This window comes from Hymenobacter monticola (assembly GCF_022811645.1).
GTDB classification, from domain to species: domain Bacteria; phylum Bacteroidota; class Bacteroidia; order Cytophagales; family Hymenobacteraceae; genus Hymenobacter; species Hymenobacter monticola.
Genome location: NZ_CP094534.1, coordinates 1,138,976 through 1,155,758, shown reverse-complemented (window position 1 = coordinate 1,155,758; position 16,783 = coordinate 1,138,976). Strand labels below are relative to the sequence as shown.

Below are 16,783 nucleotides of genomic sequence, written 5' to 3'. Positions count from 1 at the left end.
TGCCGGATTGCGCATTCTTCCGCCCTCAATAAGCGCAGCCTCAAGCTTACGCGACGTCTAAAGTAGTCCATTTGTGGCGACATTTGTAGTTCGGCGCCCGTCTGAGGTGCGGCTTTTTATATTTCTGCTTTTTCCATGAAAATTGCTGTTGTGGGTGCTACCGGCCTAGTGGGCACCGAGATGTTGAAAGTATTGGCTGAGCGTCAGTTTCCACTTACCGAGCTGCTGCCCGTAGCTTCGGCCCGTTCGGTGGGCCAGGAAGTGGAGTTTCTGGGAAAAAAATACCCCGTGGTGAGCATGGACGACGCCATTGCGGCCCGGCCCGACATTGCCATTTTCTCGGCCGGCGGCTCCGTGAGCAAGGAGCACGCGCCGCGCTTCGCCGCCGTGGGAACCACCGTCATCGACAATTCCTCGGCCTGGCGCATGGACCCCACCAAGAAGCTGGTGGTGCCCGAGCTCAACGCCGATACGCTCACGCCCGAGGATAAAATCATCGCCAACCCCAACTGCTCCACCATTCAGATGGTAGTAGCCCTGAATGATTTGCACAAGGCTTATAAGGTGCAGCGCATCGTGGTGAGTACCTACCAAAGCGTGACGGGCACCGGCAAAAAAGCCGTGGACCAGCTGCTGGAGGAGCGCGCCGGCCAGCCCGCCGCCAACCCCGCCTACCCGCACCCCATCGACCTGAACGTGCTGCCCCACATCGACGTGTTCGAGCCCAACGGCTACACCAAGGAGGAACTGAAGATGGTGAACGAGACCAAGAAAATCATGGGCGACGACAGCATCCGCGTCACGGCCACTTGTGTGCGCATCCCAGTAATGGGCGGCCATTCCGAGTCCATCAATGTGGAGTTTGAGAAGGAATTTGACCTGGTTGAGGTGCGCGAGATTCTGGCCCGCACGCCCGGCGTAGAACTCGTGGACGACCCCAGCACCAACCAGTACCCCATGCCCAAAGATAGCCACGGCCGCGACGCCGTGCTGGTGGGCCGCCTGCGCCGCGACGAAACCCAGCCCCGCACCCTGAATATGTGGGTGGTGGCCGACAACCTGCGCAAAGGTGCTGCCACCAACGCCGTGCAGATTGCCGAGTACTTGGTGGGCAAGCTGACGCCGGCAGAATAGCTAAGAATAAGGCCCGCAAAACACCAAACGGCCCCGGCGGAACAGCAATGCCCGGCCGGGGCCGTTTGGCATACAGAAAAGCCGGAAGGCTGCGTTGAAGGCCCCGGCAGGCGGCGGAAAACGGCTGAACAAAAATTCGGGTGCGCTGGGGCAACCGCGCGCCCGGGGCATACATCTACCTGCCTGGGTGGCCCGGGGGGTAGAGGCCAGTCGCTATCTTGTGAAGTGCTATGACGAATCTGATACGCTGCTTGTTGCTGGGTTGGTTGATGCTGTTGGCAGGGCAAGGGTGGACCCAAACCACCCAGGTACTGCGCGGCCAGGTCATTGATGCCGAAACCCATCAGCCCATTCCGAACGCGCAGGTGGGCGTGGCCGACAACCGCATTGGCACCAGCACCAACGCTGACGGCCGCTTCGCCCTGAGCGTGCCGGCGGCGCTGCAGGGCGAACGGCTGGAAGTGGCGCTGCTGGGCTACCGCAAATACACCCGCGCCCTGCCGCCGCTGCCGGCGTCGGAGCTGCGCATTGAATTGCGCATCAGCCCGGCGGCGCTGGGCGAGGTGCAGGTGACGGGCTCGGTACTGGGCATTGTGAAGGAGGCCATAGCCCGCATTCCGCGCAACTACCCCACGCGGCCCACCCAGCTCACGGGCTTCTACCGCGAGTCGGACAACGACCCGGCCGGGCAGCCGCGCTACCTGGCCGAGGGGCTGCTTTTGGCCTTTAAAGAGTCGTATAAAAAGCGCACGGCGGAGGGCGAAATCCAGATTAAGCAGTCGCGGAAGGTCGATTTGCGACCGGACCGGCAGCCCATTCGCATCGACTGGGCGGGTGGGCCGTTCATTGCGCACTGGGGCGATTTTGTGCACCGCCGCTCGGAGTTCATCGACCCGGCCCACTTCAAGGATTACGACTACCGGCTGGCGCCCGGCAGCACCTTTCAGGACCGGCCGGTATACGTCGTCACCTTTGGCCCGAAGGCCGGCACCCACCGCGCCGACTTCGAGGGCCGCATGTACATCGAGCAGGACAGCTACGCCTTCCTTGGGGCCGAGTGGCACTACACGTCCGCCGGCCTCAAAAATTCGGTGCACGCGGCCGACTCGCGCGCCCTGCGCGTGGCCTACCAGTTCTACGCCGGCCGCTGGCACCTGAAAACCGTGTGGTGGCAAACGACGGCCAAACTACCCGTTGGCCCGCCGCTGAAATACTTCGGCGAATTCCTGACCACGGCCATCGACACGGCCCAGACGCCCCGGCCCGCATACATTGAGCGGGCGCAGTACTACGACGTGTTTCTGCGCAACACCGTGGCCTACGACTCGGCTTTCTGGCAGGGCCACACCACGCTGCTGCCCCCAGCGGCGGTGCAAAAAAGCTTATTCGACCAGCAGCGCCAGCAGCAGGCCGATTCTTTGTTCAAACCCTCGGATGCCGGCACCGACCCGCAGGAGAGAAAGCTGAGCGCCTTCGACCGCTTTTTGAAGCGCTTCAGCTACGGCTCGCACCTGGGCGCCTGGCCGCTGGCCGTGCCCGCGGCCGACCTCACGGTGGCGTATGCGCCGGCCGGTTATGGCCTGCAGATGCAGCGTGCCGCCTCGGTGCGCGCCCAGGATTTGACCGTCTTCACGCAGTTTGAATACCAGTACGCCCTGACGCGGGAACTGGCCCTGAGCCTGGCCACCCAGCGCCTGCACCGGCAGTTCGAGGGCGATGGGTGGGAAGTGGGTTTGAGCTACCAGCGCAACCTCACGCCGCACCACCGCCCGCTCTACGGCCGCGCCGGCCTGGGCTACCTGCGCCAGACGGTAGCCCTGCCGCTGGGTACCTTCGACAACCCCGACAGCGGCCTGCACATGGCCGGCACCCACCTGGGTGCCGACGAGCTGAGCGCCCGCATTCAGACGGTGAATGATGCGCTGCGCCCCAGCCTGGGGGTGGGCCTGGAGCTGAGCCACCGGTTTGAGCTGGTGGCCGATGCCAGCTACCTGGTGCCGTTGCGCAGCAAAACCCAGCTGCAAGTGAACGAGAAAAGCGGCTTTTTCCTGTTCCGCACCAGCAGCGCCGTCGATTTGCCGGCGGCCGACGTAGACCTGCGCGTGAACGACCAGCCCACCACGCGCCTGCCGTGGCAGCAGCGACCTTGGCTGCTGACCCTTGGGCTGCGCTACCGCGTACGCTAGAGCCTATGCCGCATACTAAGCTGCCCGCCGCCTTCTTTCAGCGCTCCGATGTGCTGACCATTGCCCGCGACCTGCTCGGCAAACACCTCTACACCAACATCGATGGCATCGTCACGGCCGGGCTCGTGGTCGAAACCGAGGCCTACCGGCACGAGGGCGACAATTCCCTAACCATGCACCTGCAGCGCAAGCGCCACCAGGCGCAGGGCCTGCACGTGCCCGGCGGCGCGGCCTACATCTACACCGTATACAACCGCTACGCCCTGTTCAACATCGCCACCCACGACGCCGCCCACCCCGATGCGGTGCTCATCCGGGCTATTGAGCCCACCGTGGGCATCGAGGAAATGCTGCGCCGCCGCGGCCTGCCCGCGGCCAAGCGCGGCTTCACCGCCGGCCCGGGCCTGCTGAGCCAGGCGCTGGGCATCACCCCAGCGCTAAGTGGCCTGCCCGTGACGGGCGAGGTGCTGTGGTTTGAAGACCACGACGAAGAGGTTGACGACGTTATTGCCAGCGCCCGCGTGGGGCTGGAGTACGCCGGGGCCGAAGCGGCGGGGCTGCCGTGGCGGTTTCGCGTCAAGGATAGCAAGTGGACGAGCCCGGCGAAATGAAGTAGGTAACAGAACTTATCCAAGCAAGGGCTGATAGTCAGGGCACCCAATGTGAGTTCACGAAACTCATCGCAAAGCAACTTTCCGTGAACTTTGAAAGGTGAACGAGTTTCTTAAATTATAACACACGCTTCTCTGGCTCCATCGGGCTTTTGCCGTGTTGGCGAGCACCTCCTTATATAGTTTGCGCAAAGGAGCGTTTGCACTCAATAGCAACCCCAGCCGCCCGTGCAGTCCCGGGTTTCTTTCCCGAATTGTAGCCCTTCCCAGAGAAAATAGCCGAAATGACGTTGCCGGGCGTGGCTGATGGTATAGCTTATCAGTTGGTTATGGTCAAACTCCAGCACAATTCGTTTGTGCCCAACAGGGATGAGTAACGGAAGAGGGATGATGACAAAGATTTCGGCTCCCCGCCAGGTAAGGTCTTCGCTACGATACAGCCAATACTCTCGCGTGTCCTCTACCACTTTTCGCCGCGGTTCCCCCCACATGGTAAGCGCATCATGGGTGGTTTTGCCGCCATCAGAAAAGCCTCTCTTCCCGATGGATGGGCCGATGGTTTTGCTTATTTCCTCCGGCTTACGGCCTGCAACCACGCTAATGCCAATGCAACTGCTTTGCAGGAGCAGCAAGCCGGCCAGAAGTAGACGAGCGTGCAAAATCATAAAGCCGCTGGGTTGAAGACGCAAGATTGGCCAATATAGGCAACCACGCATTGCTCGCTAAGAGTGGTTCACGGAAACGGTAATTATAGTAGACATACTTCTTACAGTTTTCCCCTTCACCCGTACGGCTTGTCCTTTTTCATCTCCAGCCACCGCTCGGGCCGGTCCAGCGGCACGTAGCCGAAGCGCTGGTACAGTGTGTGGGCGTCGAAGGTGGCGAGCAGGTGGCGGCGCAAGTTTTGCAGGTCGGGGTGGGCCAGCATCTGCTTCACCAGCCACTTTGAGAGGCCGCGGCCGCGGTGCGCGGGCAGCACAAACACGTCGCAGAGCCAGGCAAACGTAGCCTTGTCTGTAACCACCCGGCAGAAGCCGGCCTGGGCGCCGTCGGGTGCGTAGAGGCCGAAGTTGAGCGAGTTGGCAACGGCCCGCTCCACGGTGGCGCGCGGAATATTTTTCGCCCAATAAGACTCCTCGCTCAGCCAGCGGTGAACGGCGGTGATGTCGAGCCGGGCCGGGTCGGTGCTGAGGGTGTAGCCGTCGGGGTGGGTTTCGGTGAGGAAGTCGGACATGAGTGGGAGGGAAATTGATGCAGCCGCAAGCTACAAAAGCAGCCTGAGCGGCATCCCCTTAAGCACGGGTTGCGTTAGCTAATTCGTCACTCCTGCTTCGTCACTTCTTCGCCATTAGCCTATCGCCATGAAACACTTACGCTCGGCCACCCTGGTCTTTTGGGCCGCGGCGCTGCCCCTGGCCGCCTGCTCACAAGCCCCGGCCCTCACCACCTTTCCGGTGGGCGCCACCACCGTCACCGTATCGGCCCTGGCCACCAACCTGAACACCGTGTGGGAGCTGGTGTGGGGCCCCGACAACTACATCTGGATGACCGAGCGCTACGGCCGCATCAGCCGCGTCGACCCGGCCACGGGCCAGGTGCAGGCCCTGCTCACGCTGCCCGACGTGACGCCCACCGGCGAAAGCGGCCTGCTCGGGCTGGCCCTGCACCCGCAGTTTGCCATCTCGCCCTATGTGTACGTGGTGTACAACTACACCGCCAGCGGCGCCCTCCGGGAGAAGCTGGTGCGCTACACCTACTCGGCTGCCGCTGGTACCCTCACGGCGCCGTTGGTGCTGCTGGGCAATATCGACGCGACGACTTCGCACAGCGGCTCGCGCCTGCTGGTGCTGGCCGACGGCACCTTGCTGATGACCACCGGCGACGCCCAGCAGCAGCCCCAGGCCCAGAACACGGCCTCGCTCAACGGCAAAATCCTGCGCCTGAACCTCGACGGCAGCATTCCGGCCAACAACTCCATTGCGGGCAGCCCGGTCTACACCTTCGGCCACCGCAACCCGCAGGGCTTGGTGCAACTGCCCGACGGCAGCCTCTACAGCTCGGAACACGGCCCCGCCAACGACGACGAAATCAACAAAATTGAGCCCGGCCGCAACTACGGGTGGCCCAACGTGGAGGGCTACTGCAACCTGGCGGCCGAAGCCACCTTCTGCGCCGCCAACAATGTGCGCGAACCCCTCACCACCTGGACGCCCACCATTGCCCCGGCCGGCCTGACTTATTACAACCACCCCGCCATTCCGGACTGGCGCGGCGGCCTGCTGCTGGCCGTGCTCAAAAACGCCACCCTGCTGCACCTGCCCCTAGCGGCGGGCGGCCAGGCGGTGGGCACCTCCACCGGCTACCTCAGCACCTTTGGCCGCCTGCGCGCCATCTGCGTCTCGCCGCAAGGCAAAGTGTACCTCGGCACCAGCAACCGCGACGGCCGCGGCGCCCCCGTGGCTACCGACGACCGGATTCTGGTGCTCGAAAACCGCGCCTACGTGCCTTCAGCCGCTCGCGCGGAAAACAAGCCAGCCTTCGACATTTTCCCCAACCCCGCGCGCCGCCAAGCTACCGTGCGACTGCCTGTTGTGGCCACCCATCTCGCAATCAGCGACCTGGCGGGCCACGTTGTGCGGACGCTGCAGCCCGCTGGCCTTGAGACCGAGCTGGATTTGAACGGCTTGCGGGCCGGCACCTATCTGGTGCAGGTGGAGAGCCATGCCGGGCGCGCCACCCGCAAGCTGGTACTGGAGTGAGGCCACGCATCGAAAAGTAACGCGCACAAAAAAAGAGCCGGCAAGCTGCCGGCTCTTTTTTTGTGCGTTGACTAAGTGGAAAACTATTCCAGCACCACTTTGCGGGTTAGCACCTGCTCGCCCATCGTCACGCGCAGCGTGTAAACGCCGGTGGCGATGCCATGGGTCGACAGCGTCTGCTCGGCGGCGTTGCTCAGGGCCTGGGCGCGCACCGTCTGGCCGAGGGCGTTGAGCAGCGTGGCTTGGCCGGCGTGGGCCAGGCCGCTGAGGCGCAGGGTGAGCTGGCCGGTGTTGCTCGGGTTCGGGAACACCACCAGTGCCTCGGTGTCGGCTTGCGCGCGGGCGGCCAGGGGCGAACCCAGGATGGTGAAGGTGCCGGCTGCATCGGAGCTGCCGTAGCCGCTCACCGAAAGGTAGTAGCGGGTGCCCGCCACAAGGCCCGTCAGGTTGATGGGGCCCACGTTCTGGTTGTTGCCGGGCCCGGCCTGGCAGAACACCTGCGCAAACGGCCCCGTTGTGCAGTTCGGCGAAGTATAGACGCGCACCGACCCGGCGGCCGTGCCCGTAAGGGTGAGCGTGCGCGTGGGGCCCGTGGCCACGAAGGTGAACCACACGTCCTTGGGCGCGGCGGCCGGCGAGCAAGCCGGCAGGCTGATGCCGTTCTGGATGCTGGTGCTCGCGTTTACGTTAGAAGAAGTGACGGTTGTATTGCCTAGGGTGAGGGCGCCGCACGGCTCGTCGTTGGGCAGCAGCGTGGTGAAGGTCGCCGTCGTGGTCGTGTTGGGCGAGGTGCCCACCGCGCACACCGGCTGGATGCTGATGGTGTAGGGAGTCGACGAAATCAGGTTATTCAGCGTGATGGGCGAGGCCGAGGCGGTCTGGGTCTGGGCCGTGCCGCCAGCGGCCGTGTAGGTCACGATGTAGCTGTTGTTGCCCACGCCCGGGGTGAAGTTCAGCGTGGCCGCCGTGGCCGTCAGGTTGGTTACCGTCAGGTTGGTTACCGCCGTGCAAGTGGGCGGCGCCAGGCACGAAATCGCAGCGGCAAAGCCCGATTGCACCACCGAGCCGTCGGTGTGGAACACCAGCGTGAGCTGGCCGGTGGGGTTGCTGGCCGATGCATATACCGAGCCGGGGCCGGTGGTGCCGCGGTACTCGCCAATGAGCGTGGCCGAAGCCGACGGCCCGTCGTAGATGCGCAGGTAGTCGCAGCAGCTCTCGGTCGAGAACGCGGTGAAGTTGAGCGCCACCTTCGAGCCGGCCGTGCCCGGCGTGAGCACGCTGGTCAGGTCTTCACTGTCCGAATAATTGCCGTTGGCCCCGCCCGAGTCGTAGATGGTGCCGGCGCAGGCGGTTTGATTGGTGCCGATGATGTAGGTCTGCGCCCACGCCTTGGGCGCTATCAGGAACAGCACCAACAACAGCGAAAGCTGCCACCGCCGCGAAGTTGAAAGGGCAATTGGGGGATTGGTTGGTATGGATTGTTGCATGGTGTGAAAGAATGAGGGCGAAGAAGGAAAGAAGTGTTTAGTAACCTACGTACTTAAAACCCGCCACTGCACACAAAAAGTGTGTGCGGGTGGCGCTGGCCAGAAGCTCAGCACAGGGCAAAACAACCAGTCCTGCAACGGCGCAAAAGGAGTTGGTTCAACCCACGCTAGCTTGGCGTATCCTCAGGAAGCTGAGAAAAACCAACAATGGTTGGCTTTTCTCAGCTTCTTTTCAAACCACCTGGTCTGCTATTCGAGAACGACTTTGCGGGTCAGCACCTGCTCGCCACGGGTGACGCGCAGGGTGTAGACGCCGGCGGCCAAGCCGCGGGTGGGCAGCGTCTGCTCGGCGGCGGCGCTCAGGGCCTGGGCGCGCACCGTCTGGCCCAGGGCGTTGAGCAGCGTGGCCTGGCCGGGCTGGCCCAGCGCGTTGAGGCGCAGGGTGAGCTGGCCGGTGTTGCTCGGGTTGGGGAACACCACCAGCGCCTCGGTGTCGGCTTGCGCACGGGCGGCCAGCGGACGGCCCGAAGCACACAGAATGAACGAGCTGGCGCTGGGCGCCGGCTGAGTGGCCGTCGAAGGATACACCCGCACGTAGTAGGTCTGGCCGTTCGTCAGGCCGGTAATCGTGTTGTTGGTGGTAGCCGATGCCGCCGTAGACGAGCAGAAAATGCTCGTTGAGGTAGCGCAAGCGCCCGAGCGCACGTTCAGAATGCCCGCGAACGACGGGGCGAAGGTGATGATTTGCGAAGAGCCCGTGGCCACGAACGAATACCATACGTCGTAGGCGTTGGTAGCCGTGCAGCCCGAGCCCGTCGTGGGCGGAAGGCTCTGCGCGGCTGCCAGCACGGTGCCAATCACCGGCGTGGTGCACGTGGTGCCCACGCTCAGGGCCACTGCGTTGGCGCACTCATCGTTGGCCGGGGCCACCGGGCCCGTGGTCACGCACAGTGTGAAGGTGCTGCTGGCGGCTGCCGGCGCCGTGCTGCCCGTGGGGTACACCCGCACATAGTACGTTTGGCCGTTCGTGAGGCCCCCGATGTTGCTGCTGCTGCTGCTGCCCGCCGCCACCGACGTGCAGAACACGCTGGTGGAGGTGGTGCAGTTGCCCGAGCGCACGTCCATCACGCCGGCAAATTGCGGGGCGAAGGCAATGGTTTGCGAAGTTCCGTTGGCCACAAACGAGTACCACACGTCGTTGGCAGTGGTGCTGGTGCAGCCGGTGGTGGGAGCGATGCTTTGCGTGGCGCCAAATACGGTGCCGTTGGTGGGCGTGGTGCAGGTGGCGCCCACGGGGAGCACCACAGCCTGGGCGCAGTCGTTGTTGCTGGCCGGGTTGGGGTTGGTGGTGAAGGAGCCCGGGCTGGAGAAGCTGCTGTTGCCCGTAGCGCCGCCGCAGTTCTGCACCACGTAAAATTGGTAATTGGTTTGCGCCGTCAAGCCCGTGATGATGAGCGTCGAAGAGGCCGTCGTCTGGGTTTGGTAGGAGTTGGTGCTGGAACTGGGCAGCGCCGGGTTGAAGCCGGCGGGCCCGTAGTACACGGTAAAAGGCCCGGAGGGGGTATTGGTCGTGGTAAACTGCACGATGGCCGAGTTGGTGGTCACGGCCGAGTTCAGGTTGCGCGGCGTGGGGCACGCCGTAATAATAGGAGGCGTGAACGTGTAGATTTGGCCAGTAGCCGGGATGGTCGAAATGTTGTCCGTTTCGGTGGTGGAGCTAACTGCCGGCGAAGGGCTGGTGTTGCTCAGCGACAGAAACGAGTTGGCGCCCGAGCCGGCGCCCGCCAAGCCGATGGAGGCCGTTATGCCCGAAGCAACGGGCACTTCCTGGCGATACACAAAACGCACTGCGTTGGTGCCTTCGACCAGTTGCACCTGCATCGAAAAAGAACCGCTGTTGCTCAGGCGCGCCCAGTTGCGCCACTCAAACGTGAACACCCGGTTGGGCGCCGTGCCGCTGGTGAGGTAGCTGGCCGTGCCGTTGGTGCCGGTGAGGTCGTCCCAGTAGGGAGCCACCCGGGGCCGCTCCGAAGCCGTGCCGGTCGACAAATCGTTGGTTAAGCTGTTGCCGGTGGCGCTTGTATTAAAAGTCAGCCAGCCGTTCGACGACACCTTGCAGGAAGTGTACGTGTTGCCGTCGAACACAAACGAGAAGTTCAGCGGTATCGTCGCCGACAATGCATCATCGGTCAGGATGTTGGTGACGGCCGTGCCGCCCGTCAGGGGCGTGTAGGTGCCGGTGCTGGGCGCAAAGTTGTAGGTGTCGGCCGTTTGGGCTCGCAGAGCGCCGCCGTTGAGCAGCAGGGTTGCCAACAGCAGCAGCGCCCAACTCAGAGGCCCGCGCTGTCGCGCATGTAAAGGTGTGTGCATGGGGTGAAGGGGAAAAGGTTGAACAATACGGGTGGAGCAGGGTGGAAAAACGAGCAGCACCGGCCCACCAAAAGGGGCCTGGTACATGCTTTTGGCATTGTAATGTAGAAAGAAAGCTCGGGCAGTTACAAAAAAACAGTTGCATTTTAAATCAAACAAGCGCCGCAGCCCGGCTTAAAAGGGCAGTTAATTACCTCCTTATGGTGCTTTTGAGGCCATTAAAAAACTTTGTCGGACTATTCATAGAAGCTTTGTAAATGCTACGTGGCATCATTGGGCAGAAAAGAAGTTGCTACGAGCCTTTTGTCGTTTTGGTCATACGGCTGGCAAAAGCCTGAGCGCAGGGTTGCGGGCGTGCAGTTGCCTGGGCTTTCACGCTTGACGAAGTCCCTCAAGTTGAGCAAGGTGACGGAACTTAATATAAATCACGAATAAGTTCCATCTTATCGAAATTTTGTCAAGTTTGGCCCGTAATTTGCTGCTTGAGAATGGCTGTTGCAGGTACTTCTTGGCACTCTGTTTTTCCGCCTGTATCTTGGGCCGCTGATTCGTTGGCACCCACCCAAAGCTGCGTTTTATATTTCACTTCACCCCTTTTCACCCATGAGAAAAATCTTACATTCCTTCACCATGCTGCTCTTTGCGTGTGGCCTGCTTATGGGCAGCGCGCAGGAAGCACGCGCTTCCCACTTGCTGGGCGGTGATATGACCTACGTGTCGCTGGGCAACAACCAGTACCGCGTAAGATTCCGCCTCTATCGCGACTGCTCGGGCATTACGCCGAGTGCTTTTAACCTGAGCTACAAGAACGGTGGTTGCAACACCACGGCCCAAACGACTCCGTTTGTGCAGCAGGGGGCTGTAGAAGCCGGCAACCCGTTCTGCGCCGCCGTATCGGCGGGCCCCTGCCAGGGGCCGGCTGGCTTGCCGAACTACGACGTGTATAACTACACGGCTACGGTAACGCTGGCGCCCGGCCAGTGGATTCTGAGCACCGACCAGAACGCCCGTCCGGCCCTGGCCAACATTGTAGCCGGCGACTTGTACGTGGAAGCTACCCTCGACAACCGCAACCAAGGCACCACGGCCGTAGCTAACAACTCGCCCCAGTTCGACCCCCAGGATATTCCGATTCAGTACGCTTGCTGGAAACAGCGCCAAACCATCACCTTCTCCTCGACCGAGGCCGACGGTGACTCGCTGGTGTATTCGCTGGCGGCGCCGCTGGTTGCCTGCGGCACGCCCGCTACCTACAACACGCAGCCCGGCAGCGGCGCTGTGCTGACCGCCATCAACTGCCCCGGCGGTGGCACCGGTTTCTTCAGCTTCCCGGGCCTGCCTTCCAGCCAGTACAGCCCCACCAGCCCCATTCGCCTCGGCCTCGACACGGTGGGCACCTGCCCCCTGCGCACCGGCGTAGCCCGCACGTTCAACTTCAACCAGCAGGCGCGCACCATTACCTTCACGCCCGGCTACTTCGACCCCACCGCCGGTACTGCCGGCGGCGCCAACAAGTACCAGATTGCCGTGCTCATCACCGAGTACCGCCGCATCAACGGCGTGCGCCGCGTCATTGGCACGGTGCGCCGCGAAGCCAACATCATTGTGATTGACTGCGGCAACAACAGCACGCCCAACCCCGTGCAAGCCAACCCCGTGACAAACGGCTCGAACACCACTGCAGTAAACACCACCGACACCACCCGGATTGACGTACGCAGCTGCAACTACTCGCGCGTGGAGCTCAACTTCACCGACCCCGACAACCTGCGCACCCCCAGCGCCGGCCAGCTGCTGACCGTGACGCTGCCCCCGAACATCAACACCGACCCCCGCTACCTGGATTCGGGCGACGTGGGCACGTTCAGCCTGAGCGGCAACGGCACCACCAACCCCAAGGGCGTGTTCTTCTTCCAGCCCTCGCCCACCACCGTGGGCCGCACCATCCTGCTGAGCTTCAAGATTGAGGACAACGCCTGCCCCATCAAGGGCGTGCAAAACCGGGTACTGGTTATCCGCGTGCTGCGCGGCAACTACGCTACGGCCGCTGCCACCGTCGGCAGCCCCGGCATTGGCGGGCAAACGCCGGCTTCCATCTGCCCGGGTGGTTCGCTGACCATTCAGGGCAACGTGCTCCGTCCGGACTCCATCCGCCGCATTGCCAACAACACCACCGTTCCCCAGGAATACTCCTTCCAGTGGAGCGTAGCTGCGGGCGGCACCGGCCTGCCGGCCGTGACCAACACCCAGAACATCACTGTGAACCCGACCGCCACCACCCGCTACCTGCTGCGCATCGCGCCTCGGTTCGGCTTTGCCCAAGGCTTGTGCGGCGACACGACGTCGATAGTGGTGCGCGTAGTGCCCCAGCCCATCGTGACGGCTACGGCTTCGCTGACGGCTGTGTGCGCTGGCGCGGAAGTATTGCTGACGGCTGCTACCACCCGCCCCAACGGCCCCGGCAATAACCTGAACGATACCTATACCTACCGCTGGACGGGCCCCGGCGTGCCGGCTAACAGTGCGGGTACGACCCTGCGGGTGCGTCCCACCACCCTGGGTGTGAACACCTACACCGTGACGGTGAACGGCGCTTCGCCTTATGCCTGCACGGCTACCAACACGGTGCGCGTGACGGTGGTGCCGCCGCCCACCGTGCGCCTCGTTACGAGCAACGCCTACGTGTGCTCGGGCAGCCCGGCCACGCTCACGGCTTCGGCCACGACGCCCTCGGTACCCGGCTTCACCGATACCTATACCTACCGCTTTGAGGCAGCCAATGGCTTGGCTACGGCTGACCTGACCAAGGCCAACCCGACGGTCACCCCGACCGTGACGACCCGCTACCGCGTGACGATTTCGGGCAACCCACAGACCGGCTGCGCCGATACGACTTCGGTGGTGGTGCGCGTGGTGCCGGCCCTGAAGGCTACCTTCGCTACTGCTGACTCCGTTGACGCCCCGGTAAACGGCAAGCGCGCCCCCACGCGTCCGCCGGTATACTTCACCTTCAACAACACCACGGGCACGGCCGCTGGCGCATCAGTAGCTTACTCCTGGAGCTACCAGCGCGTGCGCGACGTACTGGGTGACGGGGTAAACGAATCGGCTGTTAACTTCAGCACTGCTGCTACGCCCGCTACGCCGCTGCAGCTCTCGCAGTCGGGCTACTATAAAATTAAGCTCACCGCTACGGTGTCGTCTACGGTGCCGGGCGTTAACGTGACTTGCGCGCCGACTACCTTCGAGCGCATAGTGTTTGTGCCGGACCTGCAGATTCCGAACATCATCACGCCCAACGGCGACAACCAGAACGATGTATTCAAAGTCTCGACTGCCAACACGCGCAGCAAGCTGGAGATTTTCAACCGTTGGGGCCGCAAGGTGTACGAGCAGAACAACTACGCCAACAACTGGGGCGGTGATAACCAACCCGCTGGCGTGTACTACTACTTGCTCACCGACGGCAAGGGTGTTCAAACCAAAGGCTGGATTGAAGTAGTGCGCTAAGCGCTGCTTACTTCCTGCCACCACAAAAAAGGGTGCCGCGCTTGTCGCGGCACCCTTTTTTGTTTAACCCGGCATGAGAAGTGAGATGCGAAAGCTCACCGGCTTGGCAACCATTTACTCACAGCGGAGCCTTAAACCAAGTGATGCCGTTCGTTCCGCACGGCATTGTGAATATCCCACGCCACCTCGTGGCGGAAAGGGTGCAAGCGCACCGGGCACTCGGCCATGTGGCACAGCGAGCACGCGGCAAAGGTGCAAGGGTCGGCGTGCACAAACATTTCCACTTCCACCGCGAAACGCTCCTTGATGAGCTCCTCAATGTCGAACAGCTGGGAATGTACCTCTTCCAAGGTGAAGTAGTAGGGCATTTGCATGTGGCAGTCGATATGCAGGTTGGCGCCATAGCGTTGCACGCGCAGGTTGTGCACATCAATCCAGGGCTGGCGCCGGTGGGCCTGTAGCTCGGCAATGACGGCGGAAACGGTGGCCGTGTCGGCCTCGTCCATCAGGCCCGAAACGGCGCGGCGCAGCATGCGCCAGCCGTTCACCAGGATGAAGCCGCCCAGCAGCAGGGCCGCGCCCGTGTCGAAGCGGACCACGCCCGTGACGGCCACCAGCACCAGCGCCAGCGACGACACGATGGAAGTGAGGGCATCGATATAGAGGTGCTGCCCGTCGCCCACCAGCGCCACCGACTTGAGTTGCTTGCCCGCCCGCACCAGCACCAGGCCCACGCCCAGGTTCACGAAGGCCGTGCTGGCCAGCAGGGCCACGCCCCAGTCGGGCCGGGCCACGGGCTGCGGGTGCAGCAGGCCCTGGGAGGCGTGGTACAGAATGAAGGCGCCGGCCATGAAAATCAGCCCGCCCTCGAAGCCCAACGAGAGGTTCTCGACCTTGCCGTGCCCGTAGGGGTGGTTTTCGTCCTTGGGCAGGCCGGCCAGGTAGAGGCTGTAGAGCGCAAACCCGCTGGTGAAAACGTTGATGATGCTTTCCAACGCATCGGTGAGCACCGCCTGGGAGCGGGTGAGGCGGTAGGCGTAGAATTTGATAGCCACCAGCACCACACTTACCACGAGGGAAAGCAGGCCAAGGCGGCGTTTGGTTTGCGAAGGGGTCATGCGGAATAGATTTCAGCGCAAAGGTCGGGCGGCTGGCGCCAACCGGCACGCGCAACCCAAGCCGGCACTCGCCTTTGAGCAACCGATGTGCTTTGCATTCAGGTAAAAGCAATTCGGGGAAGAAGGGTGCGCTTGGCGAAACCTTTTCTGATGAATTGAGTATTTAAGGTAGTCGAAATGATTTTTTAGATAAGCCTAAATTTTAGTACGTTTGTATTGAAACAACTATTCAACGTGCCTCCCGCTACCCTTACTGAAACCAACGCCCAGGCCGAAACGGGCTGGCGACACCCGCGCCGCGCCAATTCCCTGAGCGAGGTGTACGCCAGCATTAAAGTGCCGGGCGCCAATGCCTCGTTCTGGCGCAAACTATTTGCCTTCTGGGGTCCTGGCCTGATGGTGGCCGTGGGCTACATGGACCCCGGCAACTGGGCCACCGACCTGGCCGGCGGCTCCAAGTATGGCTACACGCTGCTGTCGGTAGTGCTGATTTCCAATTTGTTTGCCATGCTGCTGCAGCATCTGGCGGCCAAGCTCGGCATCGTGACGGGCCGCGACCTGGCCCAGGCCTGCCGCGACCACTACTCCCGGCCCATTAGCCTGATGCTGTGGTTTTTGTGCGAAATCGCCATTGCGGCCTGCGATTTGGCAGAAGTCATCGGCTCGGCCATTGCCCTGAACCTGCTGTTTGGGCTGCCGCTGGCCTGGGGCGTGGTGCTGACTACGCTGGACGTGTTGGTGGTGCTGTTTTTCCAGAACAAGGGTTTCCGCATCATCGAAAGCATTGTGGCGGGGCTGATGGTGCTGATTTTCGGCTGCTTCGTGTACGAACTCATCGTATCGCGGCCCGACTGGGTGGCGCTGGCTCACGGGCTGGTGCCGCAACGCCAAGTGGTGACAACGCCGGGTATGCTCTACGTGGCCATTGGCATTCTGGGCGCCACCGTGATGCCGCACAACCTCTACCTGCACTCCAGCACTGTGCAGACGCGGGCCATTGAGCAAACCGAGGCCGGCAAGCGCATGGCCATCAAGTTTGCCACCATCGACTCGACGGTGGCGCTGTTTCTGGCCTTTTTCATCAACGCCGCCATTTTGGTCCTGGCGGCCGCGGCCTTCCACCACAACGGCATGCTGGAAGTGGCTAAAATTCAGGATGCCTACAAGCTGCTGGCGCCGGTGCTGGGCGCCGGCGCGGCCAGCGTATTGTTTGCGGTGGCATTGCTGGCTTCGGGCCAGAATTCGACCCTGACCGGTACGCTGGCGGGCCAGATTGTGATGGAAGGCTTCCTCGACATCAAGCTGCGGCCCTGGGTGCGACGGCTCATCACGCGGTTGGTAGCCGTGGTGCCGGCGCTGGTGGTGGCCATCATTTATGGCGAAAGCGGAACCGAAAAGCTGCTGGTTTTCAGTCAGGTTATACTCTCGATGCAGCTCAGCTTTGCGGTGGTGCCGTTGGTGCTCTTCACCAGCAGCCGGGCCAAGATGGGCGTGTTCGTGAACCGGCCGGTGGTGCGCGTGCTGGCTTGGTCGGTGTCGGCCGTCATCATTGCGCTGAATGGCTATCTGCTCTGGCAAACGGCGGTAGGCTAGGAGGGAAGGTGCAGT

11 protein-coding genes are annotated in these 16,783 nt (G+C 62.6%); 6 read left to right on the top strand and 5 right to left on the bottom strand.

What is annotated here, in order from left to right; all coding sequences use genetic code 11:
* Positions 1-135: 135 nt before the first annotated feature.
* From MTP16_RS05005 to MTP16_RS04995, 3 genes are all read left to right on the top strand, one after another.
* The gene (locus MTP16_RS05005) at positions 136-1,134 is read left to right on the top strand and encodes an aspartate-semialdehyde dehydrogenase (RefSeq protein WP_243516440.1); all 999 of its coding nucleotides are present in this window, start codon (positions 136-138) and stop codon (positions 1,132-1,134) included.
* Between the two features lie 230 nt (positions 1,135-1,364).
* Positions 1,365-3,320 carry a carboxypeptidase-like regulatory domain-containing protein gene (locus MTP16_RS05000; RefSeq protein WP_243516438.1) on the top strand — a complete coding sequence of 652 codons (1,956 nt, stop codon included), beginning with the start codon at positions 1,365-1,367 and terminating at the stop codon, positions 3,318-3,320.
* Between the two features lie 5 nt (positions 3,321-3,325).
* Positions 3,326-3,931, top strand: a complete 606-nt coding sequence (locus MTP16_RS04995; RefSeq protein WP_243516436.1) for a DNA-3-methyladenine glycosylase — start codon at positions 3,326-3,328, stop codon at positions 3,929-3,931.
* Between the two features lie 206 nt (positions 3,932-4,137).
* Here MTP16_RS04995 and MTP16_RS04990 read toward each other — a convergent pair whose 3' ends face one another.
* Together MTP16_RS04990 and MTP16_RS04985 are read right to left on the bottom strand one after the other, a co-directional pair.
* On the bottom strand, positions 4,138-4,596 hold the full coding sequence (locus MTP16_RS04990) for a hypothetical protein (RefSeq protein WP_243516434.1): 459 nt from the start codon (positions 4,594-4,596) through the stop codon (positions 4,138-4,140).
* 116 nt (positions 4,597-4,712) lie between these two features.
* Positions 4,713-5,165: a GNAT family N-acetyltransferase gene (locus MTP16_RS04985; RefSeq protein ID WP_243516432.1), complete on the bottom strand. Its 453-nt coding sequence runs from the start codon at positions 5,163-5,165 to the stop codon at positions 4,713-4,715.
* 127 nt (positions 5,166-5,292) lie between these two features.
* On the opposite strand from MTP16_RS04985, the gene MTP16_RS04980 reads away from it, so the two are divergent.
* Entirely contained in the window at positions 5,293-6,690 is a 1,398-nt protein-coding gene (locus MTP16_RS04980; protein ID WP_243516431.1) for a PQQ-dependent sugar dehydrogenase, read from the top strand.
* A gap of 83 nt (positions 6,691-6,773) precedes the next feature.
* On the opposite strand, the gene MTP16_RS04975 is transcribed toward MTP16_RS04980, so the two are convergent.
* Positions 6,774-8,177, bottom strand: coding sequence for a T9SS type A sorting domain-containing protein (locus tag MTP16_RS04975; protein WP_243516429.1), 1,404 nt, complete (start codon positions 8,175-8,177; stop codon positions 6,774-6,776).
* A gap of 249 nt (positions 8,178-8,426) precedes the next feature.
* The gene (locus tag MTP16_RS04970) at positions 8,427-10,547 is read right to left on the bottom strand and encodes a T9SS type A sorting domain-containing protein (protein ID WP_243516427.1); all 2,121 of its coding nucleotides are present in this window, start codon (positions 10,545-10,547) and stop codon (positions 8,427-8,429) included.
* A gap of 603 nt (positions 10,548-11,150) precedes the next feature.
* On the opposite strand from MTP16_RS04970, the gene MTP16_RS04965 reads away from it, so the two are divergent.
* Entirely contained in the window at positions 11,151-14,057 is a 2,907-nt protein-coding gene (locus MTP16_RS04965; RefSeq protein ID WP_243516425.1) for a gliding motility-associated C-terminal domain-containing protein, read from the top strand.
* Positions 14,058-14,188: 131 nt separating this feature from the next.
* Here MTP16_RS04965 and MTP16_RS04960 read toward each other — a convergent pair whose 3' ends face one another.
* Positions 14,189-15,175, bottom strand: coding sequence for a cation diffusion facilitator family transporter (locus tag MTP16_RS04960; RefSeq protein ID WP_243516423.1), 987 nt, complete (start codon positions 15,173-15,175; stop codon positions 14,189-14,191).
* Positions 15,176-15,409: 234 nt separating this feature from the next.
* Between MTP16_RS04960 and MTP16_RS04955 the strand changes: the two genes are divergently transcribed.
* A complete protein-coding gene (locus MTP16_RS04955) occupies positions 15,410-16,768 on the top strand; it encodes an Nramp family divalent metal transporter (protein ID WP_380286579.1) in 1,359 nt (452 codons plus the stop codon).
* The last annotated feature ends 15 nt before the right edge of the window (positions 16,769-16,783 follow it).

Bases quoted from the DNA above. Each gene is read 5' to 3' on its own strand.
- MTP16_RS05005 (WP_243516440.1), top strand. From the start codon at position 136: ATGAAAATTGCTGTTGTGGGTGCTACCGGCCTAGTGGGCACCGAGATG.
- MTP16_RS05000 (WP_243516438.1), top strand. From the start codon at position 1,365: ATGACGAATCTGATACGCTGCTTGTTGCTGGGTTGGTTGATGCTGTTG.
- MTP16_RS04995 (WP_243516436.1), top strand. From the start codon at position 3,326: ATGCCGCATACTAAGCTGCCCGCCGCCTTCTTTCAGCGCTCCGATGTG.
- MTP16_RS04990 (WP_243516434.1), bottom strand. From the start codon at position 4,596: ATGATTTTGCACGCTCGTCTACTTCTGGCCGGCTTGCTGCTCCTGCAA.
- MTP16_RS04985 (WP_243516432.1), bottom strand. From the start codon at position 5,165: ATGTCCGACTTCCTCACCGAAACCCACCCCGACGGCTACACCCTCAGC.
- MTP16_RS04980 (WP_243516431.1), top strand. From the start codon at position 5,293: ATGAAACACTTACGCTCGGCCACCCTGGTCTTTTGGGCCGCGGCGCTG.
- MTP16_RS04975 (WP_243516429.1), bottom strand. From the start codon at position 8,177: ATGCAACAATCCATACCAACCAATCCCCCAATTGCCCTTTCAACTTCG.
- MTP16_RS04970 (WP_243516427.1), bottom strand. From the start codon at position 10,547: ATGCACACACCTTTACATGCGCGACAGCGCGGGCCTCTGAGTTGGGCG.
- MTP16_RS04965 (WP_243516425.1), top strand. From the start codon at position 11,151: ATGAGAAAAATCTTACATTCCTTCACCATGCTGCTCTTTGCGTGTGGC.
- MTP16_RS04960 (WP_243516423.1), bottom strand. From the start codon at position 15,175: ATGACCCCTTCGCAAACCAAACGCCGCCTTGGCCTGCTTTCCCTCGTG.